The sequence below is a fragment of the Atrimonas thermophila genome (genome assembly GCF_045864955.1).
GTDB classification, from domain to species: domain Bacteria; phylum Atribacterota; class Atribacteria; order Atribacterales; family Thermatribacteraceae; genus Thermatribacter; species Thermatribacter velox.
Genome location: NZ_AP028803.1, coordinates 1,298,170 through 1,323,131, shown reverse-complemented (window position 1 = coordinate 1,323,131; position 24,962 = coordinate 1,298,170). Strand labels below are relative to the sequence as shown.

At 42.8% G+C, this 24,962-nt stretch carries 25 protein-coding genes; all 25 read left to right on the top strand.

The features are described from left to right. The 25 genes from ACKTT1_RS06885 to ACKTT1_RS06765 all read left to right on the top strand — a co-directional run bounded on the left by ACKTT1_RS06885 (position 1) and on the right by ACKTT1_RS06765 (position 24,956). Complete coding sequence (locus ACKTT1_RS06885; RefSeq protein WP_412709050.1) at positions 1-1,173, top strand: transaldolase family protein; 1,173 nt, start codon at positions 1-3, stop codon at positions 1,171-1,173. A 22-nt stretch (positions 1,174-1,195) separates the two neighbouring features. Beyond that, positions 1,196-2,017: a transketolase gene (locus ACKTT1_RS06880; protein WP_412709049.1), complete on the top strand. Its 822-nt coding sequence runs from the start codon at positions 1,196-1,198 to the stop codon at positions 2,015-2,017. Then, positions 2,010-2,954 carry a transketolase family protein gene (locus ACKTT1_RS06875; protein WP_412709048.1) on the top strand — a complete coding sequence of 315 codons (945 nt, stop codon included), beginning with the start codon at positions 2,010-2,012 and terminating at the stop codon, positions 2,952-2,954. The genes ACKTT1_RS06880 and ACKTT1_RS06875 overlap by 8 nt, the downstream gene beginning before the upstream one ends. A 65-nt stretch (positions 2,955-3,019) precedes the next feature. Further along, positions 3,020-4,237 carry a Tm-1-like ATP-binding domain-containing protein gene (locus tag ACKTT1_RS06870; RefSeq protein WP_412709047.1) on the top strand — a complete coding sequence of 406 codons (1,218 nt, stop codon included), beginning with the start codon at positions 3,020-3,022 and terminating at the stop codon, positions 4,235-4,237. A gap of 15 nt (positions 4,238-4,252) precedes the next feature. Continuing rightward, positions 4,253-5,164 carry a dihydrodipicolinate synthase family protein gene (locus ACKTT1_RS06865; protein WP_412709046.1) on the top strand — a complete coding sequence of 304 codons (912 nt, stop codon included), beginning with the start codon at positions 4,253-4,255 and terminating at the stop codon, positions 5,162-5,164. A 46-nt stretch (positions 5,165-5,210) separates the two neighbouring features. Further along, complete coding sequence (locus ACKTT1_RS06860; RefSeq protein ID WP_412709045.1) at positions 5,211-6,074, top strand: creatininase family protein; 864 nt, start codon at positions 5,211-5,213, stop codon at positions 6,072-6,074. Positions 6,075-6,140: 66 nt separating this feature from the next. Further along, positions 6,141-6,914: an SDR family NAD(P)-dependent oxidoreductase gene (locus ACKTT1_RS06855; RefSeq protein WP_412709044.1), complete on the top strand. Its 774-nt coding sequence runs from the start codon at positions 6,141-6,143 to the stop codon at positions 6,912-6,914. A 41-nt stretch (positions 6,915-6,955) separates the two neighbouring features. After that, positions 6,956-7,993 carry a hydroxyacid dehydrogenase gene (locus ACKTT1_RS06850; protein ID WP_412709043.1) on the top strand — a complete coding sequence of 346 codons (1,038 nt, stop codon included), beginning with the start codon at positions 6,956-6,958 and terminating at the stop codon, positions 7,991-7,993. Beyond that, positions 7,980-9,059, top strand: coding sequence for a zinc-binding dehydrogenase (locus ACKTT1_RS06845; RefSeq protein WP_412709042.1), 1,080 nt, complete (start codon positions 7,980-7,982; stop codon positions 9,057-9,059). The genes ACKTT1_RS06850 and ACKTT1_RS06845 overlap by 14 nt, the downstream gene beginning before the upstream one ends. A gap of 177 nt (positions 9,060-9,236) precedes the next feature. Next, positions 9,237-10,490, top strand: a complete 1,254-nt coding sequence (locus ACKTT1_RS06840; protein WP_412709041.1) for an ABC transporter substrate-binding protein — start codon at positions 9,237-9,239, stop codon at positions 10,488-10,490. 84 nt (positions 10,491-10,574) lie between these two features. Next, positions 10,575-11,333 (top strand): ABC transporter ATP-binding protein, encoded by a 759-nt coding sequence (locus tag ACKTT1_RS06835; protein ID WP_412709040.1) that lies wholly within the window; start codon positions 10,575-10,577, stop codon positions 11,331-11,333. Positions 11,334-11,369: 36 nt separating this feature from the next. Further along, entirely contained in the window at positions 11,370-12,071 is a 702-nt protein-coding gene (locus tag ACKTT1_RS06830) for an ABC transporter ATP-binding protein (protein ID WP_412709039.1), read from the top strand. Between the two features lie 44 nt (positions 12,072-12,115). Continuing rightward, the gene (locus tag ACKTT1_RS06825; protein WP_412709038.1) at positions 12,116-13,105 is read left to right on the top strand and encodes a branched-chain amino acid ABC transporter permease; all 990 of its coding nucleotides are present in this window, start codon (positions 12,116-12,118) and stop codon (positions 13,103-13,105) included. A 5-nt stretch (positions 13,106-13,110) separates the two neighbouring features. Beyond that, positions 13,111-13,980 (top strand): branched-chain amino acid ABC transporter permease, encoded by an 870-nt coding sequence (locus ACKTT1_RS06820; protein ID WP_412709037.1) that lies wholly within the window; start codon positions 13,111-13,113, stop codon positions 13,978-13,980. A 24-nt stretch (positions 13,981-14,004) separates the two neighbouring features. Beyond that, entirely contained in the window at positions 14,005-15,030 is a 1,026-nt protein-coding gene (locus tag ACKTT1_RS06815; RefSeq protein WP_412709036.1) for an alcohol dehydrogenase catalytic domain-containing protein, read from the top strand. 28 nt (positions 15,031-15,058) lie between these two features. After that, entirely contained in the window at positions 15,059-15,496 is a 438-nt protein-coding gene (locus ACKTT1_RS06810; protein WP_412709035.1) for a hypothetical protein, read from the top strand. Between the two features lie 217 nt (positions 15,497-15,713). Next, positions 15,714-16,091 carry a dimethylsulfonioproprionate lyase family protein gene (locus ACKTT1_RS06805; RefSeq protein WP_412709034.1) on the top strand — a complete coding sequence of 126 codons (378 nt, stop codon included), beginning with the start codon at positions 15,714-15,716 and terminating at the stop codon, positions 16,089-16,091. 18 nt (positions 16,092-16,109) lie between these two features. Beyond that, positions 16,110-17,555 (top strand): aldehyde dehydrogenase family protein, encoded by a 1,446-nt coding sequence (locus ACKTT1_RS06800; protein WP_412709033.1) that lies wholly within the window; start codon positions 16,110-16,112, stop codon positions 17,553-17,555. 77 nt (positions 17,556-17,632) lie between these two features. Then, positions 17,633-18,625: an FGGY family carbohydrate kinase gene (locus ACKTT1_RS06795; RefSeq protein ID WP_412709032.1), complete on the top strand. Its 993-nt coding sequence runs from the start codon at positions 17,633-17,635 to the stop codon at positions 18,623-18,625. Between the two features lies 1 nt (position 18,626). Then, positions 18,627-19,526 carry a dihydrodipicolinate synthase family protein gene (locus tag ACKTT1_RS06790; RefSeq protein ID WP_412709031.1) on the top strand — a complete coding sequence of 300 codons (900 nt, stop codon included), beginning with the start codon at positions 18,627-18,629 and terminating at the stop codon, positions 19,524-19,526. A gap of 43 nt (positions 19,527-19,569) precedes the next feature. Further along, positions 19,570-20,529 carry a sugar-binding transcriptional regulator gene (locus ACKTT1_RS06785; RefSeq protein WP_412709030.1) on the top strand — a complete coding sequence of 320 codons (960 nt, stop codon included), beginning with the start codon at positions 19,570-19,572 and terminating at the stop codon, positions 20,527-20,529. Positions 20,530-20,637: 108 nt separating this feature from the next. Next, the gene (locus tag ACKTT1_RS06780) at positions 20,638-21,477 is read left to right on the top strand and encodes an HAD-IIA family hydrolase (protein WP_412709029.1); all 840 of its coding nucleotides are present in this window, start codon (positions 20,638-20,640) and stop codon (positions 21,475-21,477) included. Next, positions 21,444-23,033, top strand: coding sequence for a citramalate synthase (gene cimA, locus ACKTT1_RS06775; protein ID WP_412709028.1), 1,590 nt, complete (start codon positions 21,444-21,446; stop codon positions 23,031-23,033). The genes ACKTT1_RS06780 and cimA overlap by 34 nt, the downstream gene beginning before the upstream one ends. Further along, the gene (locus ACKTT1_RS06770; RefSeq protein ID WP_412709027.1) at positions 22,996-24,216 is read left to right on the top strand and encodes a hypothetical protein; all 1,221 of its coding nucleotides are present in this window, start codon (positions 22,996-22,998) and stop codon (positions 24,214-24,216) included. The genes cimA and ACKTT1_RS06770 overlap by 38 nt, the downstream gene beginning before the upstream one ends. Before the next feature lie 17 nt (positions 24,217-24,233). Then, complete coding sequence (locus ACKTT1_RS06765) at positions 24,234-24,956, top strand: phosphatase (RefSeq protein WP_412709026.1); 723 nt, start codon at positions 24,234-24,236, stop codon at positions 24,954-24,956. Positions 24,957-24,962 lie beyond the last annotated feature (6 nt).

The following is a 24,962-nucleotide window of genomic DNA, read 5'->3' as shown; positions in this document are numbered from 1 at the left end:
ATGTCTTCTTTAAAGACCCAGGAAATACGTCCTCAGGTGCTGGAGCTACTCAAAAAGAACAACCCCGATCTGGAAATATGGTGGGATGCACACCCTGGTTTTTACCGCAAATTCCTCTCTAACCTTGCTGAAAATGGAGCTAACGAGGAAACCATTGCTCACCTTCATAGATGGATGTCCCATAATGAGGCTGGCACTTTCTTTTTTGATGGTGTGACCACCAATCCCCCCCTAACTCTTAAGTTCCTCCAGAGTTTCCCTGGCGTGGTTTCCTATCTCAAAGAAAAAAGCGAGCAGGCAAAGATAAACACTGGTGAACAGTTTTCCTGGTTTGATCTTTACTGGATGACAGGAAAACTCGGTGTGGATAAGTTTCTCTCTAATTTCTACCGTAGGAGTAGAAAATATGGTTTTGTTTGTGTACAGGTGGACCCTCGCTATAGTAAAGATGAAGAAATAATGAAGCTCCAAGCACTTCAGCTCTCTAAAATAGGCCCCAATGTGATGATCAAAATTCCTGCCACCAAAACGGGTTTGAAAGTGATTGAGTTTTTGACCGAACTGGGTATTCCTACCAATGCCACTTCTTGCTTCTGCACTCCTCAGGTGTACCAGGTTGCTCAGGCGGTTAAGCGGGGATATCAGAGAGGTTTACTGCGAGGGGTAGATTATAGTGGCTGGAGGTCAGTAATTACCATGATGAGCGGAAGGTGGGAAGAATCTCCAGAACTTTTTGAAGAAGCGAAGAGCAAGGGAATCGAGCTTTCCGAGCTTGATCTACGCTGGTTTGGTATTCGTATGGTCCAAAGGGCAGTAGAGGAAGTAGAAAAGCTGCAAAGTCCTACCAAGGTGCTCGTTTGCTCAACCAGAAAAGGTCCTGGCGAAGATTACCTACACCTGAAAGCACTTTCTCGCTTGCCAATTGTGATCACCATGAATCCTGACGCCATTACCTGGGGAATAACCCTCCTCGATGAGGAAGTAGTGAGAGATTTTGAGTTGGAAATGCCCGATGAAGTTGAAGGAAAGTTGAATAAGCTGGATTTTGTGCGCAGAACTTGGGATGCCCAGGGCTTTTCTATGGATGAGATAGAGGCTTCGGGTGCTCAGATCAACAATCTCCGCTCCTTTTCAGATGCCATGAGCAAAATTGAAGAAATCTTTACTAAATAATCGAGCTATTGTTAGAAAGGTCATGATACAAAAAGAAGAACTGGAAAAGTTTGCTTCTCGCATACGCAAGCGGATCGTTCAAGCTACCTGTAAGGCAGGGGTGAGCCACATTGGTGGCTCACTTTCAATAGTGGAAATACTTACCTGTCTTTACAATGGTATCCTGAATGTTAGCGATGAAAATCTTCACTCAAGGCAAAGAGACCAGTTTGTTCTTTCTAAGGGGCATGCGGCGCTAACTCTTTATTCAGTTCTTGCTGAAAAAGGTTTTTTGCCTGAATCTCTTTTTGAAGAGTACTGCTGCCAAGAAGAAACTCTCTTGGGTATTCATCCTGAGCTTGGAGTACCGGGCATTGATGCAGCTACCGGTTCTCTGGGTCATGGTTTGGGCATCGGGATTGGTCTGGCGCTGGCTATGAAAATGAGAGGGTTGAGCCATAAAGTGTGGGTTCTTGCTGGTGATGGAGAATTTAACGAAGGAACTAACTGGGAATGCCTTCCTGTTGCCCTTCGCTACCAGCTGGATAACCTGGTGCTCATAATAGACCGCAATTATCTGCAACTTTCCGGGTTTACTGAAGAATTGCACCCTTTAGACCCCCTTGCTGAAAAGTTAAAAGCCTTTGGTTGGTTGGTAGAAACGGTAGACGGTCATGATCTTGAATCGTTGTGGAACCTCTTCTTGAGGGCAAAAAGTTATAGGGGAAATAAACCCTTAGCTGTGGTGGCAAAAACCGTAAAGGGCAAGGGAATTAGTGAACTCGAAAATAAGGTTGAATCTCATTACTGTAGTGTGCCGGAAAGCGCGGTGGGAGAATATTTGGAGGGTTCTTTTGGTGAATAGAAGAGAAGCTTTTCAGGATGCTTTGCTTGAGCTTATAGAGGTTGGCAAAAAAGAAATAGTTTGCGTTTCAGTAGACTCAGCTTCTCGTTTTAAAAAAGTTAGAAATCGCTATCCCGAAAGACTTATAGAATGTGGAATTTGCGAACAAACGGGAATGAGCGTTTGTGCTGGACTTGCTTTGCAGGGCATAATACCTGTGATTTCCGGGTATGCTACCTTTTTGACCATGCGTGCTTTTGAGCAAATTCGTACTGACATTTGCAAGTGGTCACTTAACGTGAAAATATGTGGCACCGATACTGGGTTTTCTCCTCAATATGCAGGTTTTACTCATCAGGCCTTAGAAGACATAGCCATTCTTTCTTCTCTCGATAACATCGTGATTGCCGAGGCCTGTGACTATGAAGATGCATTTTTGATGAGCAAATATCTTTTTGGGGAGTGGGAAGGGCCTGTTTACCTTAGATTCGGAACTCGTGGCGAGGAATGGGGTTTCGAGGGTAAGCATCGACCGGTTGAAGTGGGGTGTTTGGAGCCTCTTTTTGGGGAAGAATTTGGCGCTTCTGAGGTGACCATTATTGCTCTGGGTCAGTTGGTGAAAGTAGGGTTAGAAGTTGCTGAGATTCTGGAAAATGAAGGGTATAAGGTCTCTGTTTTTAATGCTCGTTTTGTAAAACCCCTTGCCAAAGAAATGATTGAAAACATTGTTAGCAATTCTAAATTGGTAGTTAGCATTGAAGAGCATTCGCTGGTTGGGGGTCTGGGCGATAATTTGCTGAGGACCTTTCACAAATTGGGGGTTGCACCGTCTAAGCTTTTGAAATTTGGTATATCCAGTAATTTTGGTTTTGCGGGAAAGCGGGAGTACTTGTTGAAGAAAAACGGCCTTTACGCGGAAAACATAGCGAAGCAGGTTTTAGCTTCGCTAAGGTTATAAGAAAAGTTTGAGTAGGGGAGGAGGAGTTCAAACTGGGTAAAGAAAAGAATCTACCAAGAGTTTTAGTGGTTGCTACTTTAGATACAAAGGAACAGGAAGCTACTTATCTTTGTAAAGCAATAAAAGAAAATGGTGCAGAAGTCATGTTGATGGATGTTGGTATTTTAACTCCTCCACGTAATATCAAGCCCAATATTACAAGAGAAGAAGTCGCTTTTGCTGCTGGCACATCCATCGACGAATTACTCAAAAGTGGGAATAAAGGCAAATGCATAGAGGCTATGATTCTGGGTGCCAGGAGATTGGCTCGAAAGTTGTATGACCAGGGAGAATTTGTAGGAGTTATAGGTATTGGAGGAGCTCAGGGTACTAATATAGCTACTTCTGTTATGCGAGAACTCCCTTTTGGAGTACCTAAGTTCATGGTTTCTACTATTGCATGTGGAAAAACCACTTTCGGGCCTTTTGTGGGAACTAAAGACGTGGTTATGATGCATTCCGTAGCTGACATGCAGGGCCTGAATGTGCTGACCATTAGAGTTTTACGGGTTGCAGCTGCAGCAATCTGTGGGATGGTAAGAGAATTCGTTTCGGGAACATCACAGGAGCGAAAACAGAAAGTTGTGGCGATGTCCATGTTGGGTACGACCACAGTGGGAGCTTTACGTGCGAAAAAGCTACTTGAGGAAAAAAACTTTCAGGTTGTTGCGTTTCACCAGAACGGGACTGGCGGTATTGCGATGGAGGAGTTGATACAGGAAGGGCTTTTTGACGGGGTAATGGATATCAATTTGCACGAGTTAGCTGATTGGGTTGTTGGTGGATTACATGCCGCGATTAAGGATTTTCGTCTTGAATCAGCTTCAAAAATGGGTTTGCCCCAGGTTATTGCTCCTGGCAGTATCGATTACTCTGTAAGGGGGCCACTGGACTCTCTTCCCTTAGATTTGAAGAAAAGACAACACGTAGTTCATAATCCCACTTTGACTCTGGTAAGGCTCTCAATTGATGAAATGATAGCAGTAGCGAAACTTTTGGCGGATAAGATAAATCGTATCAGTAGTCCTGTTAAGGTTTTTTTGCCTTTACGAGGTTTTTCGTACCACAATCGAGAAGGCCTCGAGCTATGGGATCCAGAAGGTAATACGGCATTTATTGAGACTCTCAAAAATAACCTTAATAAGTCCATACCGCTCGAAGAAATAGACGCTCACATAAATGACAGTGAGTTTATTGATGTTGTTGTAAGCAACTTTGTTGACATGTTAGAAAAGGCTGAGTGAAGGAGAGGTTTAAAAATGGTTAATAGTCCTTTAAAGGAGCAGCTTTCTGGAGTCTTTGCCCCAGTGGTTACTCCTTTTCGAAATGATGAAATTTTGTATCACGCTTTAATAAGCAATATTAAAAGTTTAAACAACACAGGTTTGAGGGGCTATCTTGTTTTGGGTACTAACGGGGAATTTAAATCGCTTTCTACGAAAGAAAAGTTATTGGTTCTTGAAAATGTTGTTAAGCATGCTGCACCTGATAAGACCATTATAGCCGGAACGGGTGCCGAAAGTACTCGAGAAACCATAGAACTCACTTTAGAAGCTGCAAGAATTGGGGTCTCTATGGTAAGTCTTCTTATGCCACACTTTTTCAGGAAGTATATGGACGATGAGGCCTTAATTGGTTACGTCCTGGAGGTAGCAGATGTTTCACCAGTGCCGGTCATGTTGTATAACAATCCTTCGGTTGCAGCCGACGTTTTAGTCAGTCCTTATGTTGTTGAAAAGGTTTCTGAGCATCCTAATGTGGTTGGAATGAAAGACAGCTCTTCAGGTAATTTCGAGAGTTATATCAAGGCTTCGGAAGGAAAAGAATTTTATGTATTAGCTGGGTCAGCTAATTTCTTTCTCGATTTGCTTCTGGCTGGTGGGACAGGAGGAGTTCTTTCTCTGGCCAATGTGTTTCCTAATAAATGCGTCGAGCTTTATGAGGCTTTTAGAACTGGTGATGTTGAAAGAGCGCAAGAACTCAACAAGAAACTTGTAGCCTTGAATAAAAAAGTTTCTGGTTTTGGTGGGGTAGCGGCTGTAAAAGCAGCTATGAATATTGTTGGATATATAGGCGGTGATCCTCGCCGTCCTCTTAAACCGCTTAGTGGAGAAGCGAGGAAAGTTCTGGAGGCAGAACTTAAGGAATTTGGGTTTTTATCTAATAAGTAAGAAGCAAAAAGCGTATTTTTAATCAGAACGAAGGGAGGATTTGTAAATGCCAAGAAAGAAAACCTGGGACATTTCCGAAATGGGTTATGACGAGGTAGCAGCGTATCTCAAAAAGAACGATGTAATTATGATACCCATGGGTTCTACAGAAAAGCATGGCGCACATTGTCCTTTAGGCACTGATAGCTTAACCACCATGGGAGTAGTTAAAAGAGCTGCTGAGTTAGCGCAGACTTGTTATACCCCGCTTATCCCTGTAGGTTATTCTCCCCACCACATGGGTGAAGTTGGTCAGGGTACTGGGACGCTGACTTTTTCGGGAGATACCTATAGACGGATTGTTTATGAGTTGGCTAAAAGCATGATATATCATGGTTTTAATAAGATAGTTTTTGTGAGTCATCACGGTAGTAATTCCAAGGTTATTGATGATGTTTTGAGGAGAATACGGTATGAAACCGGCTGTTTTGTTTGTTGGTATAAAACGCCTACTGAAAGGACTTATTCTCTTCTCAAGGATATCGTTGATGGTCCTCCCGAGGAAACGCCTGGTTGGCATGCTGGAGAAATAGAAACCAGCACCGCCTGGGCAGCTGACGAAGGAACGGTAGACATGAGTAAGGCAAAGCCTGACCGAGCTCATGCCCCTCGCTGGATGGGGCCTGCATTTAGTAAACATGATGGTTCTGGTTTTGTGACCTTCTTGGGTTCAGAAAATATCTGGGTTCCCATGGAACACCATGAATATTCGGATACCGCTACAATTGGTAACCCCCTCAGAGCCAGCAAAGAGAAGGGCTTGAAGTATTTTGAAATTGCGGGTGAGGCTTTGGCCAAATTCCTTGAGGAAGTCAAGAAATTTGACATAGTGGTTCCTCTTGAGAAACGCCATTTCAACAATAGAGCCTAAATGCTATTTAAACGGAGCCTGGGAGCTTGTTCCAGGCTCCGTTTTTGGAGGAGGTTATGTTTTTCGATGGGCAAACTCGACGGTAAGGTGGCTCTGGTAACGGGTGCGGCGCAGGGTATGGGTTACGTCATAACTCATTGCTTGCTTGAAGAAGGAGCAAGGGTGATGGTTAATGATGTTAAAAAAGAGCTTATTGATGAAGCAGTGGAGAAACTAAACAGGGAATTCCCGGGCTGTGTTGTGGGCAAAAAAGCTGATGTTACAAAAAAGGTGGAAGTTCAAGAAATGGTGAATGAACTTTGCGAAAAGTGGGGAACTATTGATATTTTGGTTAACAATGCCGGTGGTGCTTTGCATACACCACATAAACTTGAGGAGATTCAAGAAGAGCACTGGGACCTGGTTATTGGTGTTAATTTGAAGGGCACTTTTTTTGCTTGTCAAGCTGTGATTCCTGTCATGGTTAAGAATCGTAAAGGTGCTATTGTTAACATGTCAGCTCTTGCTGGTCACTGGAGGGCTTCCCTGGCTGGTGTTCATTATACTGCTGCTAAAGCTGGTGTGGAGGGGCTTACGCGACAGCTCGCTTATGACTGGGGTCCTTTTGGTATTAGGGTCAATGCAGTTGCGCCCACGGTAACCTTGACTGGAGAGCGAGTAAAATCTTTGTGGGAAAGCAAAAGTGAAGAGGAGCGACAGAGGATACTTGCTCAAATACCCTTGCGAAGGTTGAGTACTCCTGAGGAGGTTGCCAAGGCTGTAGTTTTTCTGGCTTCTGATGATGCAAGCTATATCACGGGGATTACTTTGGATGTTTGTGGAGGACGATATTTGAGATAGTGGATTTTTGATTTTAAAAACCTTTTAAGAAGGGATGTAGGATGGCACAAGAAGAATGGTATGTGTTGCTTCCTCAACCTATTGAAGAAGAAGCATTAAAAATCTTGAAAGATGCCGGATTATCTGTGAAGATTGCTCCTAAACCGGAGCCTGCGGTGGTTGCTCCTTTAATTAGGAAGGCGAGGGCAATAATTTTGAGAACAGGTATAGCTCTTACTGAAGACCTATTGGAACAGGCTGAGGATTTATGGATTATTTCAAGAACGGGTGCTGGCGTTGACAATGTGGACCTCAAGGCGGCTACAAAAAAGGGTGTTATTGTAACTTCAAGCTTGGGTGTTAATGCAACAACTGTTGCTGAGCATGCTTTATCCTTAATTCTGGCTTTATTTAAACAGCTTTTTCTTCTGGATGGTGAAGTTAGAAGGGGTAATTTCGGAATTAGGTATAAGAATTACCCTCAGGATGTTGCGGGTAAAAAACTCGGCATCGTCGGTTTTGGACGCATCGGTCAAGCGTTGGCGAAAAACTTTTATGTAATATCTGGGACCAGAGTTTTAGCATATGATCCTTTCTTGTCGGAGGACCTAAAAGAACGGTTTTGCGATTTTGTTGATTTTGTCAACATTGAAGAGTTGCTTCGCACTTCGGACGTCGTTTCCATTCACGTGCCGCTTAACGATACTACGCGGAACATGATTTCCTGGAAAGAACTAAAATTAATGAAACCGGAAGCTTACTTAGTTAATGTTTCTCGTGGTGGGGTTGTTAATGAACAGGACCTTATTAAAGCCTTGAAAGAAAAGGTAATTAGAGGTGCTGGTTTGGATGTTTTCGAGAGCGAGCCCCCTGCGCCCGATAACCCTCTTTTGACGATGGATAATGTGATCCTTACTCCACATGCAGCTGCTTTGACTAAAGAATGTGTTGTTAGAATGGCTACCGAGGCTGTGCGAAGGGTGCTAACCCTTCTCGAAGGCTATATACCAGATAATATTGCAAATCCGGAGGTTTTGAAGATGGAAAAGTGGCGGAATTTGAAGAGACGAAAGGAGGGGTCGGAAGTTGAAAGTACCTGAAAAAATGAGAGCTGCTTGCCTGGTGGCTAAAGGAAAAATAGAAGTTAAAGAGATTAATGTTCCGAAACCAGCTCCTGAAGAGGTTTTAATTCGGGTTGAAGCTTGTGGTATTTGTGGAACGGATGTTGAAGTGAGAGATCACGGTTTACCTGGGCAGCCTCCCTTTGGGGAACACTTTGTAATGGGACACGAGTATGCAGGTGTTGTTGTTGGTCTGGGTAACAATGTGGATGAGTTCAAGATTGGAGACCGGGTGGCTGTAGAGGTTCATAAAGGATGTGGGAAATGTCAAAACTGCATAATGGGGAATTATACGGCTTGTCTTAATTATGGCCGGAAAGACAAAGGCCATGCAGCTGGAGGTCTTACTGTAGACGGAGGGTTCGCAGAGTATACAGTTAATCATATTAATACTCTCTACAGAATTCCTGATAGTGTTTCTTTTGATCACGCTTCTCTTGCTACAACTGCGGGTTGTGCTTTGTATGCTTTTGACATTTTTGGCGGTTATGTTCCTGGAGACACAATAGTCGTAATTGGTCCAGGACCCATAGGATTAGCTTTGGTACAGGTTGGCAAGGCGTTGGGTGCGGAGAAAGTGGTTTTAGTAGGTACTCGAGAAAACAGGTTGTCACTTGGGGAAAGGATGGGCGCCGACTACACAGTGAATATTAAAGTTGGAGAGGATCCCGTTGCTCTCGTTAAGGAGATAACAGGTGGAATTGGAGCTGATGTGGTATTTGATGCAGCAGGTGCGGTATCATCCTTGGATATGGCGTTTGATTTAGTCAAAGCAGGTGGGAAGGTTGTCATGGTCGCTTTCTATAAGGATCCTATTACCGTTCATATGTCAAGAGCCGTGAAAAGACATATTCAATTGTATACTGTTCGCGGCGAAGGTCGTCGAAATGTAGGCAGAGCTCTTTCTTTAATGGCACAGGGCAAAATAGACTTAAGACCACTTATAACCCATCGTTTTCCCCTGGCACAGATTAACCAGGCCTTCGATGTATTCATTAACAGGATTGATGGCGCACTGAAAGTTATTATCCATCCCCAAGAGTAGCAGTGCCTGACGTTAAAGAGATTAAAAAGGAGGTGGTTGGCGAAGCGGGCTGTGTTAGTTGAGTTAGTTGATTTAGCTGATTTAGCTTGTAGGATTGTGGTTTAGGTTGGTTTGGGTTTTTAATTGTTGTGTTGGTGTTTGGAAAAATGTACCACCAGTTGAAAGGAGGAAGAGGAAATGAAACTCTTGAGGCGGATATTATTAGGAACCCTTGTTATTGCGATGGTGGTAGGCTTATTTGCTGGTTTAGGAATGGCTGCAAAGCAGCCAAAAACATTCAAGCTTGGTGTACTTTTGCCCTTAACGGGAACTTTTGCTGCTGTTGCGAAAACCCAAGAAGAAGGAGCATTGTTAGCGGTTGATGAAGTAAACGAAAAAGGCGGACTAAATATGCCTTGGGGTAAAGTTATGGTTGAAGCAATAGTCATGGATGACGAAGCAAATATAAATGTGGGTGTTAGAAGATTTAGGTATCTTAAAGAGCAGGGTGCACATGCTGTAGTGGGCCAAACCTGGGCTCCTGTGGCACTGGCAATTAATGAGTTATGCAAGAAGGACCCTTTCCCCTATTTCCCTGTTAATGTTGCGCCTGTAGATTCTTTTAAGAAGGGTTCACTCGCGGATTGTACTTTTGCTGCTGGATATACTCCTTGGACGGTGGGTTATATGGCTGGCTATGCTGCAATCAATGTGCTTGGCAAGAAAAAGATATTTTTCTTAGGCAGATCCGATGCTTGGGGATGGAATATCAAGAGTGGTTTGGAAGCTGCTTGTGAAAAATATGGTGGAACCATCATAGGTAGTGACGAAGTAGCTGTTGGAACCAGTGATTTTACAACTATTTTGGAAAAAGTTAAAGCAGCTAACCCGGAAGTGTTTATATCTGCACAGTTTGGTGGTGACGCAATAGCTTTGCTTAAGCAGAGCTATGATATGGGTCTTTACGACAAAATGGTTATTTTTAACGCTTTTATTACAAACGTTGTGGCTAAAGGTCTTTCGCCAGAAGCCAGAAAAGGCTTGTATGCTATGCACTTCTTTTACTATGACCTGAGTGATTTTGAGGATCAGGAAGTAGCTAAGATGGCCGCAGAATATACCAAACGATATGAAGAAAAATATGGTACACCTCCTGATGCATATGCAACCATTGCTTATATAGCTACCAAACAACTTTTTGAAGCTGTGGAAAAAGCGGGAAGCTTCGATCCAAAAGACATTCAAAAGGCTATCATGGAAAATCCAGACTTTGTATGTGTTAAGGGACCAGCTACCTGGAGAATAGACCATGAACCAATTTACAAATATGCTGGTTTCTTGGTGAAAGGAAAAGGCGCGGATGAACAGGCTGGTGAATGGGATCTCTTCGAAGTTGTTACTGCTTTGGGCGGCGAGGAAGTATATCCACCACTTGATTATTTAGGTTATTAAAGACTTTTCCTTCCTGCCTGCCAGAGAGATTTTCCCTCTGGCAGGCAGGATTTCTTAAAGTTACAGGAGAGAGAGGTTTTCACCGTGGATGCACCGAGAGTAATTTTAAAAGCTGATGCTGTCACTAAAAAATTTGGTGAGTTAGTTGCTGTAAAGAACGTGACTTTTGAGATTAGAGAAAAGGAGATTGTGGGATTAATCGGATCCAATGGCGCAGGCAAAACCACGCTCTTTAACATCTTAACTGGTAACCTTATACCTGATGAGGGGAAGGTGTATTACAAAGCTAAGGATATTACAAGACTCAAACCCGAGCAGCGCGTTAAATTGGGTATCTCAAGAACTTTTCAGCTTACCTCTACCTTCGATGAGCTTAAGGTGATTGATAATCTTAAGATGGCTTATTATAAAATTCATTGTCCTTCTTCTCTTTTAAATATGTGTTTATCTCGTTTGGACAGCGTGGTTTCCGAAAAGATAGAAAGTTGTTTAGACACCTTTGGTCTAAGAAAAATTGCTAACCGCCGTACTGGCGAGATTTCTTTAGGTGAAAAAAGAATTTTGGAAATAAGTATGGCCTTAATAACTGATTCTGAGGTGTTATTGCTTGATGAACCTTTTGCGGGATTAAGTGAAGCGGAAATTGACGAGGTTTTGGCAGTTTTAAAAGAACATGCTCACAAGCAGACAATAGTGATTGTTGAACATAAGATTTCTAAAATCCGAGATTTAGTGGAACGAGTGGGGGTTATGGTTGAAGGCGAGATAATTGCTACGGGAAGAATTGATGAAGTTCTGGAAGATCCTCGTGTTCGCAGGGATTATTGGCGAGTTGAGGAGTAAGTTAGGAGAACTTTTAAGATTAAAAGGTGGATTGATATGAAGATTTCTGAAAATAATGTAATTTTACAAGTAGATAATGTTGATGCCTCGTATGGTGAATCGAAAGTTCTTTTTGATATTTGTCTGAAACTTAAATCCAGAGAGCGGGTAGCGATTGTGGGTAGAAATGGTGCAGGCAAAACCACCTTGCTTAAATGTATAGCAGGTTTTGTCAAGCCTACCAGAGGCACCATTGTGTACGATGGTATGAACATTGTTGGAAAAAGGCCTTTTGAAATCGCCAGACTTGGACTGAAGTATGTACATCAGGATAAGGGAGTTTTTCAAGATTTGACGGTTAAGGAAAACTTAGAGCTTTCGAGCTACGCAACTGGTGACTACAACTGGGACAGGGTTTTTGAATACTTCCCAAAGCTTAAGAGTTTGATTAATAGAAAAGGGGCTAATCTAAGTGGTGGAGAAAAGCAGATGCTGATGATTGGAAGAGCCATTTTGGGAAATCCTAAAGTGCTTTTGATTGATGAACCTACTGAAGGTTTGGCTCCAGGTATTGTTAATGATCTGGCAGCAGTTTTTTGCGAGCTCAGTAAAGCGAGCGCCCTGATTATAGTCGACCAGAATCTTTCTTTTGTTTCCAAGATCGCTCAGCGAGTATATGCTGTCAAAGAGGGAAGAATAGTTTCTGAGATAAAAGATGAACAATCAATCAAGGAAGCTGCCTATAGTTGTTATCTATGAATTGTTGAGTTTGAATTTATGTGTTTTTTGGAGGAGAAACGAAGATGATAAAAATTCTTAAAAGTTGGGTAGCGATATTTGTGGTTTTCGGTGTATTGTACTTGCTTAAATATTTTTTGCCCCAGTCTTTTATTATAGAAGTCGTAATTGGCAGTGTATATGTAATGGGTTGTAGTTTCCTAATCGGTAGGATGGGGCTTGTTTCTTTTGGCCAACCAGCATACCTCGCGTTTGGAGCTTATGGAACTGCTTTTTATCTTTATTATTTGGGTACTAATCCCTACCTTGGTGTTTTGGCTGGTATTTTTATGGGTTTAGCCATTAGTGCTGTCATGGGTGCTTTTCTGGTTAGATTGAGTAGTTCTTACTTTACGCTTTCTAACTTAGCTTTTTGTGCAATCAGTTTCTTTCTGTTTCAAAAATTGCTTGTTAACTATACTCATGGTGACAACGGTTTGTGGTTTTTGGGTAGAATGGATTCAACACCAGTATTGGATTTAAGCACGACTAAGGGTGTCTTTATTTTTTCCTTCCTTGTAGCTATAGGAATATGGATTTTATTTGATTATCTGATGAACCGTTCAGTCTTTGGAGCGGCTTGTCTTGCTGTTAAGACCAACGAAGAAAAATTGAGGTTTTTGGGATACAACACTTTTAAAGTGAAATGGCTTGGCTTTGTCATAGCCAATACTACTACGGCAATGGCTGGAGCCCTATATGCTATTTATCTCGGTTTTGTGTCGGCGGAAATTTCTGATGTGAGTAGAGCAATCGAACCAGTTGCTATGTCTATGCTTGGTGGTGCTGGAACGCTGTTTGGACCCATTGCTGGCATTTTCATCCTTACCGGGTTGAAAGATATTGCCAGCCAGGTGATATCTTATTGGGAGCTGATGGTTGGCTTATTGCTTGTGGCTATAATGCTTGGTGGAGAAAAGGGTGTTGTCAACTTTTTAGGGGATCTTTTTGGCAAGCTTTTAAGAAAGAAGTACGTTGATAATCAAAGTTTGAAATCTGTCGATGGGGGAGTATGATGGCGATGGATTTGCAGTTGATTATATCAGCCTTTGTACTGGGCTTAAGTATGGCAAGCGTCTATTTTTTGCTTACAGTTGGTCTTTCTATGTGTTATGGTCTAATGAGAATAATAAGCCTTGATCAGTTTTTTTACTACTCTTTGGGTGCTCATCTTGCTTATACGGTGGTTGCAGCTACTGGTAATTTCTGGTTAGGGATTTTAATTGGCATGGTAGTAGTTGCGTTTGCTTCTGGATTGGTTGAGCGTTCCATTTATAGACGTATTTATGAAAAATCAATTATGTTCTCTATGATTCTTTCTTTTGGTATTAATTTGGCGGGCGTTGGTTTGATCAAGTACATTTGGGGATTAGAACCAAAGCCTGTCAAGGCACCGATTGGAGGTGCTCTCGCGGTTTTGGGAACAGAGATACCTGGTTATAGAGTGTTTGTTATTTTTCTTGCTGCAGCTGTTTATTTTGGGGTTTGGTATTTTCTTAACAAGACTGTGGTTGGCACGGCAATTAGAGCTGGTATCGATGACATGGAAAAGGTAGAAGCACTTGGCATCAATATATATAAATTATTTGCTATGACATTCATCCTTGCTGCTTCTCTGTCAGCTCTGGCAGGAGGCCTGCATACCCCCATGGTCATGGTCGTGCCTGATATGGGCCTAAGCATCACCGCTTTTGCGTTTATGGTGGTAATTATTGGAGGCTTAGGAAGTATAAAAGGTACGCTGGTTTCCTCTTTTATCGTGGGACAAATTGTTTCCTTTGGCTCATTAATCTGGGGTCCCCTGGCCCACATAGCGCCTTTTATGCTGATGCTGGTAGTACTTCTGATAAGACCTACGGGTCTTTATGGAAGCAAGTATCTGAGAAAATAATATGCGTGCGAGGGTTTTGGAAGAATGAAAGCAATGGTTTTAGAGGAGTACGGAAAACCCTTGATTTTGAGAGAAGTAGAAATACCTGATTTTGGCAAGGATGAAGTATTGGTGAAGGTCAGGGCTGCTGGTGTTTGTGGTACTGATTTAAAGATTTGGGAAGGCAAGGTTCCCACTAAAACACTTCCTCTGATACCTGGACACGAAATTGCAGGTGAGGTTGTAGCTATTGGGGAAAACGTTGTTGATTTTGAAGTTGGTGATGAGGTGGTTATTTCCTTTTATATACCATGTGGCTCGTGTTCTTTTTGCAGAGCTGGTCGCTACACTATATGTGAAAACTTTGAGGGTAGAATGGGCTTTGAACGTGATGGTGGTTTTGCCGAGTATGTGGCGGTGCCCCAAAAGTGCCTTATTCATAAACCAGAGAAGATATCGTTTATTCAAGCTGCTGTTGTACCTGATGCGATAGCAACTTGCTACCATGCTTTAGTAACACGTGCCAGGGTTAAGGACAGCGATGTGGTTTTAATGATGGGTGGTGGAGGAGGACTTGGGCTTCATGCAATCCAGATTGCCAAGTGGTTGGGGGCAAGGGTCATTGGTGTTGATGTTTCGGAAAAAAAGCTTGAACTTATGAAAGAATGCGGGGCCGATTTAGTTTTGGATGCAAATAATGAGTATTTGCCTGACAGAGTTTTTGAATACACCTTGGGAAGAGGTGTAAATTGTGTAGTCGAGTTTGTTTGTAGTGAGTCAAGCGTAGAGCAGAGCTTTAGAGTCCTTGGGAGAGGAAGTCGACTGGTATTAGTGGCTTACAGTCCACAAGTTAAGTTTGATGCTTTAAGGGCGCATTTGTTCGAGATAGACATCTTAAGCACCAGAGCCGCTGGGAAGCAAGACATTGAAGAGTGCTTGAAGCTGGTCTTAGAAGGGAAAGTGCGTCCTGTAATTGGTAATGTGATAGAGCTTGAAGAACTTAATTTTGGCTTTCAGATGTTAAGGGAAGGAAATCTGAAGGGGAGGTTAGTGGTAAAAGTCCAGAATTAGTTTTTTCTGGGTTTCTTGAAGTGACCACATGGACCAACAGGTACGTCACGCAATCTGCGCTCGTATTCGACATCTTCATGATGAATTGGGGCTTACTACAATTTATGTAACTCACGATCAAGCAGAAGCCATTGCTCTTTGCAATCATATGTTGATAATTCACCAGGGAGAACTACAACAGATTGAAACTGTGGAAGAAATCTGGAATTATCCTGCTAATAAGTTTGTAGCTTATTTTGTTGGTGAGCCGGCTATGAACTTTATTCCTGCCTTGGTAAAAGGAACCAATCAAATAGTGATTCCTGGTGAAACGGAAGAATTCCACTTCACCTTTGAAGGTGAAGTGGAATCGAAATATGTAGATTCTCAGGTGGAGTTGGGTGTCCGTCCTCAGCAAATTGAGGTTTCCAGGGAAAGGAAGGCAGCTAATTCTGTTTCAGGAACGGCAAAGATACTTGAATTTTAGGGAGATAAGGTGATACTTACTGTTTCTCTTGATGACCAGCCAAGAAGTGAGGTAAAAGCGGTAGTTGCAGCCCGGGAGCACTATCAAGAAGGTGAAAGGGTGTGGCTGTATTTTCCTACCCCGGGGTTCACATTTTTGTTGAGGATTTCCCGATAGTTCGCGTGGAGAAACCATAGAGCTTTTGGGAACTAATGAACAGAGGGGAGTAGATGCTGTGATGGCGTATAAGGTTAACATCAATAATGTAGAACCGGATACTAGTGGTCGGTCTTTTCGGTATTTCGCGAAAGATAAAAAAGGAGAAACCCTGAGAGATACTTACTGGTTGATAGACCCGGAGAATTCTCCCTCTCAGCGCCTGAAGCTGGGATATACCATTGTCTATCCTGATGGTAAAACTACTGGTCATGCTCATCATGATCAGGAAGAAGTATATTTCATCCTGAGTGGGCGCGGAGAAATGGAAATTGAAAAAGAGCGTTTTCCAATTCAGGAAGGAGACGCCTTTTATGTTGAACCAGGTAAGTTCCATGCTACCTACAATACGGGCATTCTTCCTCTGGTTATTTTGTGGGTAACTGGTAAAGTGGATTGAGGCAGGAGATAAGCTTTTATGATTCGAAAACTGATGATAATTAATAATCAATTTGTGGATTCGGTTAACAGGGAATACCTTGAAGTTATCAACCCAGCTACTGAAGGAAAAATGGGGGAAGTTCCCAGGGCTACCAAAGAACAAGTAGAGGAAGCTGTAAAGTCTGCTCATAAAGCTTTTCAAACCTGGTCTAAACTTACTCCCTTTGATAGAGCACGTTACATGCATAAAGCCGCAGATATAATTGAACAGAAAGCTGAAGAAATTGGACGGGTGCTTACTGCTGAGGAAGGTAAACCTCTGAAAGAGGGTATAAGTGAAGTTAAAGGTTCTGCGGAAGTAATCAGGTATTTTGCGGAGGGTACGAAGAGAGTATTTGGAGAAATTATCCCCTTAAATAAGGGCAACGTCGAAAGCTTGGTTATTAAGCAACCAGCAGGTGTGGTTGCAGCTATTTCTCCTTGGAACTACCCTGTGCAGCTTCTTTCCTGGAAAGTTGGTGCGGCTCTGGCTGCAGGGTGCACGGTGGTGGCTAAGCCTCCTTCGGAAACACCAATTTCACCGTTGATGTTTTTGGAGTGCTTTGTTGAAGCAGGACTTCCCGAAGGTGTAGTCAATGGAATTACAGGTTCTGGGTCAGTGATTGGCAAAGCACTGGTTTTGCACCCTTTGGTAAAGAAGGTAAGTTTTACCGGTTCCACTGAAGCAGGAAAGCAGGTTATGAGTTACTGTGCGGAGGGGGTAAAAAGGGTAACTCTGGAGTTAGGAGGGCAGTCACCGCTTATTGTGTTCGAAGATGCGGACTTTGATGAAGCAATCAAGGGTGCAGTGCGGAGATCTTTCCGAAATATGGGACAGGTGTGCAACGCTATCAATCGAATTTACGTGCAGCGTTCCATTTATGAGCGGTTTTTAGAAGCTTTTGTCGAGGGAACTAGGAAGTTGCGAATTGGAAACGGCTTGGCCGACCCGGATGTGGACCTGGGTCCAATGGTAAGTTTGAGTGCTCTGGAAAAAGTTCAAGAACACATAGAGGATGCAATAAAGAAAGGAGCCAGGTTGCTTCACGGAGGCAAAAAGCCCGAAGGAGAAGCTTTTAAGAAAGGTTATTTCTTTGAACCTACTATCTTAGCTGATACAACACATGAAATGCTAATTATGAGGGAAGAAACTTTTGGTCCAGCAGTTGGAGTAATGCCTTTTAATAGCGTTGATGAAGTAATTGATTGGGCTAATTCCACAAGATACGGTCTTGCTGCTTATGTGTATACCTCAAATATTAATATTGCTCGCAAGGTTTGTTTAGGTCTTGAATGCGGAAATATTGGGTTAAATAATGTTGATGTGGCCACAATTTATGCTCCTTACACCGGTTGGAAGGAAAGCGGTTTTGGCACTGACCTTGGCCCGGGTGGAATAGAGTCGTATCTTGAGGTTAAGCATATTAAAGTAACCTATAAGTAAAGGACTTTCATTTTTCTGCGCAGAGAAATAAATCTGCTCTCTGCGCAGAAAAATGAAAGTTATGGAGGGCGATGAATTTGTCGAAAGAACCCTGTGTTGTGGCTATAGATATAGGGACTTCAAGTTGCAAAACTCTGGCTATTGATGAGCATGGGGAGGTAGTTGCCAGCAGTTCAGCTGAGTATCCGGTGTATACACCTTTTCCAGGCTGGTCAGAGCAAGACCCCCTCGATTGGTGGAATGCTGTTAAGAGTACTTTTCGAGAAGTTGCCGCAAAAGTAAAAGAACAGAGTTTTTCCATAGAGGGTATTGGCCTTACTGGTCAGATGCATGGTCTGGTGCTCCTGGATGCTCAAGGGAAAGTTTTGCGACCTTGTATTCTCTGGAATGACCAGAGGAGCGCTCCCTTTTGCGACCAAATTCACAGCCTGGTTGGCGGGAAAGAAAAATTCATGGAGATAACCAACAATATAATGCTTCCCGGATATACTGGGGAAAAACTTTTGTGTGTTAGAGAAAACGAGCCTCAGATATTTGAAAGAGCTGATAAATTTTTGTGTCCGAAGGATTTTATAAGGTTCATGCTAACTGGAGAATTGGCCACTGGTGTAACCGATGCTTCAGGGACTGGTCTCTTTGACGTAAAAGAAAGAAAGTGGGCTACAGAGCTTATTGAGCTTTTGGGATTACCTTTTTCGCTGTTTCCTCTTTCAGTGGAATCACACGAAAAAACTGGAGTAGTTGCTGAATCTGTGTCCAAAGAACTGGGAATTGAGCCTGGTGTCCCAGTTTTTGGGGGTGGAGGAGATGCAGTAGTGCAGGCGGTAGGTATGGGTGCAGTGAACTCTTCAGTTCTGGCAATTACTCTGGGTACTGCGGGAATAGTGGCAGCGAGCTTTAATGAATTTCGTAAAAATCTTGGAGAGACCATTCAATTCTTTTGCAATGCTATGCCAGGGATTTGGATTGCTTATGGGACCACCCTTGGTAAGAAAACAAATTACTCAAACCCTGACTGTCTGTTAAAGGTTGGCATTTATTTGTTTTTTCAGAAGAAAGGGAGTGATTGAATTGTCTTTGGAAATCAAAAATAAGCTTTCGGGCGTTTTTGCTCCTATAGTAACTCCTTTCGATGAGAAAGGAGAAATCGTCTTTGATGCTTTGCAGAGAAACATTACCAAACTTAATGAAACTCCATTAAGGGGATATTTTGTTCTGGGTACCAATGGTGAGTTTAGAAGTCTAACTTTTGAAGAGAAGCTAAAAATTGTGGAACTTGTAAAAAAGGAGGCTTCAGGCAAGGGGAAAATAGTGATTGCTGGGGCAAGCTGTGAATCGACTTTTGAAAGTATAAAGTTGGCCAAAGAGTTATGTAGTCTGGATGTTGACTTTATAAGTCTCATGCCTCCTTCTTTCTTTGCTAAGCGCATGACAGATGAAATGTTGGTTGGCTATTTTACCGAAGTTGCAGAAGCGATCGACAAGCCGGTTCTCCTTTATAACAACCCTTCAGTGGCCAATGGTCTGTGCCTTTCCACGAAGGTTATCACTAAGGTAAGTGAACATCCTAACATTTTTGGAGTAAAGGACACTTCCAAGGGGAATTACGATTCTTACCTTTTGTCTACCCAGGGTAAGGATTTCTGGGTTTTGGCTGGTTCGGCCAGCTTTTTCTTCCCGGCTGTAGTGCTTGGTGGTGTGGGAGGGGTTTTATCGCTGGCCAACGTGTTTCCGGATTTGTGTTGTCAGCTTTACGAGCTTGCTGTTAAGAGGGATCTTGAAGCAGGGATTAGCCTGCATCGTAAGATTATGAAGTTAAATAGCCTGGTTTCAGGAAGTTTTGGTGTAGCCGGTGTTAAGGCTGCTATGGATAAGTTTGGGTTTGAGGGTCTTTATCCTCGTCGCCCTCTTTTGCCCTTGTCAAAAGAGGAGGCAGATAATTTGCAGGAAGCCATCCAGAAGGTTCTTTAACCTGATTATTCATCATATTTTTAACAAGTGGGGTAAGAGTCATTTGAAAAGAAAAGCCCGGTTTGATGAGCTGGAAGCAATGGTTAAGGCTGCTGAGCTGTATTATATTTCGGGCCTTAACCAGGGTGAAATAGCCAAAATTTTGGGGGTATCTCGCCAAAAGGCTTTTCGTTTGATCAAAAAAGCCCGGGAGTTGGGCTTGGTTGAGATAAAAATAAGGAGACCGGCGGAGGCCGATCAGGCACTGGCTCAGAAGATTAAGGAAAAGTATTCTCTCGAAGATGTGGTGGTGGCCAGAGTTTATAGCGAAGTTCCCGAAAATGTTATTAAAGCGATTGCCCAAGCTGGAGCTGATTATATAAAAGGGAAACTGGTGCCTTATATTAGCGTTGGAGTAGCTTATGGAAGGACTCTTTATGAGGTCATCCGTTATTTGCCAAGGTTGGAGCTTCCAGGGGTGAGAGTGGTTCAAATGATGGGAGCATACGGGGGAGTGAAGTGGAAAACTCTGGCCATCGAGCTTTTGAAAAATTTTGCCGATAAGCTGGGTGGAGAAGCTGTTTATCTTTTTGCTCCTGCTTTTGCAGGAAATAGTGCAATAAGAGAGGCCTTTTTGAAAGAAGTAGGAGTGCGAGAAACTCTCAGGATGGCAGAAGAGGTAGATGTTGCGCTGGTGGGTATAGGAGGAATACGAAGCGAAACCAGTCTTCTCATAGAGACAGGAGACTTGAGAGAGGAAGAGATTAGGGAGCTCACCGAGAAGGGAGCAGTGGGAGGAATATGTGGTAATTTTTTCGACATAAGGGGATGTTTGCTCGATGTCTCTTTCAATGCAAGAAGAATTTCGGTAAGACTTGAACGATTAAAGGAGGGCAACAGAAAGGTTATAGCTATTGCTGGAGGTAAAGAAAAAAAAGAGGCTATCCTTGGTGCCCTGAGGGGACAGTGGATAACCACATTGGTGACTGATGAAGCCACAGGTAGGTGGCTTTTGGAGCATTAATACCTACTTTTAACTTCTGAATTTATCTCTTCTTTTTGCCACAAAGCTGGAATAATGTATTATAATACTTTGACCTGGATTTCATTTTAGTTGGAGGATTTAGCGGTTATGGATTCGCTTTATAAGTTTAAGAATTTTATCTTTGACCTTGATGGTGTTTTGTATCTTCTTGATAGACCACTTACTGAAAACATTAGCTTTGTTAATTTCCTTAAAGAGGAAGGCTATAATGTAGTTTTTCTTTCTAACAACACTTTCTTGACCAGAGAAAAGTATGCTGAGAAACTCCAGAAAATGGGCGTCAATGCTTCCCCAAAAGAGGTTTTCAGTTCGGCTTTTGTTACTGCAAAGTATCTGGGGCAAAATTTTCCTCAAAGTAGAGTCTACGTAATAGGAGAAGAAGGCCTTCGTGAAGAAATAAAACGCTGTGGCTTGAAAGTAGTTGCTGGTAACGCTAAGGAAAAAGTAGACTTTGTCGTGGTAGGAATGGATAGGAAATTCAGTTTCTCAAAGATGAGTTCTGCCCTGCGTTTTTTAACCAAAGGCGCTCGCCTGATAGGAACCAATCCCGATCCTACGTATCCTACTGATAAGGGTCTTCTTCCAGGTTGTGGTGCTATGGTTGCTGCTATTGAGACCTGCTCTGGGCAAAAAGCGTTGATAGTGGGAAAGCCCTCTCCACTTATAATGGACTTTGTGCTCAGTGCTACTGGATTCAAGAAAGAAGAAACGGTGCTTATTGGTGATCGCCTGGATACCGATATTGTTCTGGGCAAAAGGTTTGGCCTTTTTTCGGTTCTGGTGTTGACAGGGGTGACCACCAGGGAGGACTTAAAAAATGCAGAATGCAAGCCTGATCTGGTGGTGGAGAATCTCCTGGAGTTCAAAGATTTACTTCTGGAAGGTGGTGCCTTGTGCAGAGGATCGAAGTTTATGACACTACCCTGAGAGACGGTTCGCAGGGTGAGGGAATTAACTTTTCGGTTTACGATAAGCTTCAAATAGCGAAAAAACTTGATGAACTCGGCATTCATTATATCGAGGGTGGATGGCCTGGTTCTAACCCTAAGGATGCTTCTTTTTTTAGGGAAGTCAAAAAGCTTTCTTTTAAGAGGGCAAAAGTAAGTGCTTTTGGAAGCACTCGGCGGGCCGATGTGAAAGTTGAAGAAGATAGAAATGTGAGATTGCTTCTTGAAGCTGAGACGCCGGCAGTTGCTATCTTTGGTAAGTCCTGGACGTTACATGTACAGGAGGCACTGAAAACCACGCTCGAAGAAAATCTCAGGATGATAGATGATACAGTAAGTTATCTTGCAGGCAAAGGTGTTGAAGTGCTTTACGATGCTGAACACTTTTTTGATGGATTCAAGGATGACCCGGATTATGCGCTCAAGACTCTAAAAGTAGCTTGGGAAGCTGGTGCTCGGGTATTGGTTCTTTGTGACACTAATGGGGGTACTCTTCCTTTTGAAGTGGAAGAAATTATCGATAGGGTATGGGATTACTTTAATGGTTCTCGAGATGTTGTCCTGGGAATTCATGCTCACAATGATAGTGGGGTAGCGGTTGCAAATACCCTGGTTGCCGTGAAAAAAGGAGTATCTCATGTTCAGGGCACTATTAACGGTTTGGGAGAGCGCTGTGGCAACGCTAACCTGTGTTCAGTATTGCCTAATTTGCAGTTGAAAATGGGTTATCGCCCTCTGAATGAAGAGGACTTGAAGAAATTAACTGAGGTTGCTCACTTTGTTTATGAAATAGCGAATTTGAGACCCAATGATTACGATCCTTATGTCGGCAGGAGTGCTTTCGCCCATAAAGGTGGTATTCACGCCAGTGCAATGCTGCGAAACCCAAAAACCTATGAACATGTTCCTCCAGAAAGCGTTGGCAATCGTCGCAAAATTCTGGTTTCGGAGCAGGCAGGAAGAAGCAACATAGTTCACAGAGCTAAGGAAATGGGCATTGAAATAGACCCCCGGGATCCTCGACTTTTCGAACTGGTTCAGAAAATAAAAGAAGCCGAAAATTATGGTTACCAATACGAGGGAGCAGATGCTTCCTTTGAAATCCTTTTGAGGAATACTCTTGGTGAAAACATTGATCTTTTCAACCTAAAGGGCTTTCGAGTTATTGTGGAAAAACGCGAGGAAGGAGAAACCATTACTGAAGCTACTGTAAAGATCGAGATTGAGAACGAGGTAGCTCATACTGTAGCTGAAGGAGATGGGCCAGTGCATGCTCTCGATAATGCTTTAAGGAAGGCTTTGAAGCCATACTTCCCTGACCTCGAGAAAATGAAACTTACTGATTATAAAGTGCGAGTTTTGAGCGAGAAAGAGGGTACTGCTGCTAAGATACGGGTGCTTATCCAAACCTCAGATGGAGAAAAAGAATGGGGTACAGTGGGTGTTTCGACTAATATTATTGAAGCAAGCTGGAATGCATTAATCGACAGCATCAAATATGGTTTATGGAAGACCATTAATCAAAAGAAGCACTGAAAAGGGCAGCGTAACAATCTGGGGTAGTGATTCTTATCCTTGGAAGAAAAAGGTCGAAAAAGCAGATATTATCGCTTTCCAAAGGGTTCATCCTACTTCTTTTTTGGAAAAAAGAGAAAATCTTGAACCATTATTTAATTTTTGCAGAGTAATTAGCGAAGGTTTTGATCGCGTTTTCTTTTGTGCCAGGAGAGAAGTGAGTGGGTGGGTCAGGAATCTTTTGGAATTAAAAGCTCCGGACCTTTCGGGACGTTTTCTCTTGTTTGATGAGACACAGGAAGAACTGGTATTCCAAATCCGAGAAGAGCTTGGTGATGAATCAATTTTACTGATTTTTTTGGGGCGAAAAAACGATGAACTTGATTTGCTACCTTTTGTTTTTTTCTTTGATGAGTGGAAGAAGGCTTTTGTTGGTAGAGAACGTGGTGTCTTTGCAGAAATAGCGCGTTCGATGTTTTGCCCCTTTTTCCCTGTCAGGCTGGAACAGGGTTCTTTCTGGCATTACAGTGAGCTGGTGTATGTTCCTCTTTGCTGTGCTGGGTTAAAAACAGGTGTACACGACCTGGAGGAAGGTTTTTGGTGGCTGCAGGAAGTAGGGAAGGAAGCGGCCATTTTCTGTGCTTTAGCCTTTCATTCCTTTCTGAAAAATGGCTACCAGGTATTCTTTGTAACAGAAGATAGTTTTTCCTTTAACCTGGCAAATGGATTTAGGTCGGTTTTTGAAAGGATTAGCCAGGGGGAATACGACCTTTTTCTCCGGGTTAGTGATGTGCAGCAATTTGGCGAAACCTTTCTGGAAGCAGTAGATAGGAATGACAAATGTTTGGTGTTTTTCATACAAAGGAGAAACAAAAACTCCAGGGTCGACTTGCAAGTAAAGTTCCCGGTTGAGTTTAGGGATTCCGTTTTTTGGGAAACTGCTTTTTCTCCTCTTCATCGTAAAACCTATCGCAGGATTAAGAGTGCACTGTTTGACTCTCTGGAAGAGCTTCTTTCTGAAAAGCGTATTCCCTGTGTTTATTTGTCCGTGGAGGGGGAGCTCTTTTTCGGTGCTGGAGTTTTGGGTTCTTTTTTACAGAGTCTTGCCTGTTATCTGGGTTTCTTAAATGGTGTTAACCTTTTGGAAGAAGTGTATCCGTCTTTTTTACACCGCGATTTTTGGCAGAACCTTCAAAGTGACTGACGAAGGAGTGATTATAGATGCATATTGTTGGAGACTTGCATGTTCACACCCTGGCAAGTGGACATGCTTACAGTACAGTTTTGGAGAATGTCCAGGTTGCCAAAAGGAAAGGTTTAAAGGTCTTGGGAATCGCCGATCATGGTCCCAGCATGCCGGGAGGGCCAGATCCCCTTTACTTTGAAGCGAGGGGGCATTTCCCGCGGGAAGTGAACGGTTGTAAAATCTTTTTTGGGGTCGAGGTGGATATTCTCGATTTTGAGGGTAATCTGGACCTTGAGGAAAGGGTTTTAAGAAAGGTCGATTATGTGATAGCGGCTTTTCATCCCCAGGTTTTTAAGGGGGGCAATCGGGAGGACAATACGGAAGCCCTCTTGAGGGTGTTGAAGAACCCTTTGGTCAACATAATAGCACATCCAGGTAACCCTCGTTATCCTTTGGATTACGAAAGGATTGTTGAGGAAGCGGTTTCCAATGATAAAATAATAGAGATTAACAACAGTTCCTTTTCGGTAAGTAGGAAAGGAAGTTTGGAAAATTGCCGGTTAATTGCTGTTGAGGTTATGAAGAGAGGAGGCACCATCATTCTTTCCAGCGATGCTCATTTTTGCGAGGAAGTTGGAGATTTTAGCTTTGCACTGGCTATGCTGAAAGAAATTGGTTTTCCAGAGGAGAAGGTCGTCAATGCTGATTTGGGAAGGCTCGAGGCTTTTCTTGAAAAGTCTATAAAAGCTAGGAGGTAAACGAAA

Excerpts from the sequence above, each read along its gene's own strand:
- ACKTT1_RS06885 (WP_412709050.1), top strand. The coding sequence starts at position 1 with ATGTCTTCTTTAAAGACCCAGGAAATACGTCCTCAGGTGCTGGAGCTA.
- ACKTT1_RS06880 (WP_412709049.1), top strand. The coding sequence starts at position 1,196 with ATGATACAAAAAGAAGAACTGGAAAAGTTTGCTTCTCGCATACGCAAG.
- ACKTT1_RS06865 (WP_412709046.1), top strand. The coding sequence starts at position 4,253 with ATGGTTAATAGTCCTTTAAAGGAGCAGCTTTCTGGAGTCTTTGCCCCA.
- ACKTT1_RS06860 (WP_412709045.1), top strand. The coding sequence starts at position 5,211 with ATGCCAAGAAAGAAAACCTGGGACATTTCCGAAATGGGTTATGACGAG.
- ACKTT1_RS06855 (WP_412709044.1), top strand. The coding sequence starts at position 6,141 with ATGGGCAAACTCGACGGTAAGGTGGCTCTGGTAACGGGTGCGGCGCAG.
- ACKTT1_RS06850 (WP_412709043.1), top strand. The coding sequence starts at position 6,956 with ATGGCACAAGAAGAATGGTATGTGTTGCTTCCTCAACCTATTGAAGAA.
- ACKTT1_RS06840 (WP_412709041.1), top strand. The coding sequence starts at position 9,237 with ATGAAACTCTTGAGGCGGATATTATTAGGAACCCTTGTTATTGCGATG.
- ACKTT1_RS06830 (WP_412709039.1), top strand. The coding sequence starts at position 11,370 with ATGAAGATTTCTGAAAATAATGTAATTTTACAAGTAGATAATGTTGAT.
- ACKTT1_RS06825 (WP_412709038.1), top strand. The coding sequence starts at position 12,116 with ATGATAAAAATTCTTAAAAGTTGGGTAGCGATATTTGTGGTTTTCGGT.
- ACKTT1_RS06820 (WP_412709037.1), top strand. The coding sequence starts at position 13,111 with ATGGATTTGCAGTTGATTATATCAGCCTTTGTACTGGGCTTAAGTATG.
- ACKTT1_RS06815 (WP_412709036.1), top strand. The coding sequence starts at position 14,005 with ATGAAAGCAATGGTTTTAGAGGAGTACGGAAAACCCTTGATTTTGAGA.
- ACKTT1_RS06810 (WP_412709035.1), top strand. The coding sequence starts at position 15,059 with ATGGACCAACAGGTACGTCACGCAATCTGCGCTCGTATTCGACATCTT.
- ACKTT1_RS06805 (WP_412709034.1), top strand. The coding sequence starts at position 15,714 with ATGGCGTATAAGGTTAACATCAATAATGTAGAACCGGATACTAGTGGT.
- ACKTT1_RS06800 (WP_412709033.1), top strand. The coding sequence starts at position 16,110 with ATGATTCGAAAACTGATGATAATTAATAATCAATTTGTGGATTCGGTT.
- ACKTT1_RS06780 (WP_412709029.1), top strand. The coding sequence starts at position 20,638 with ATGGATTCGCTTTATAAGTTTAAGAATTTTATCTTTGACCTTGATGGT.
- ACKTT1_RS06770 (WP_412709027.1), top strand. The coding sequence starts at position 22,996 with ATGGTTTATGGAAGACCATTAATCAAAAGAAGCACTGAAAAGGGCAGC.
- ACKTT1_RS06765 (WP_412709026.1), top strand. The coding sequence starts at position 24,234 with ATGCATATTGTTGGAGACTTGCATGTTCACACCCTGGCAAGTGGACAT.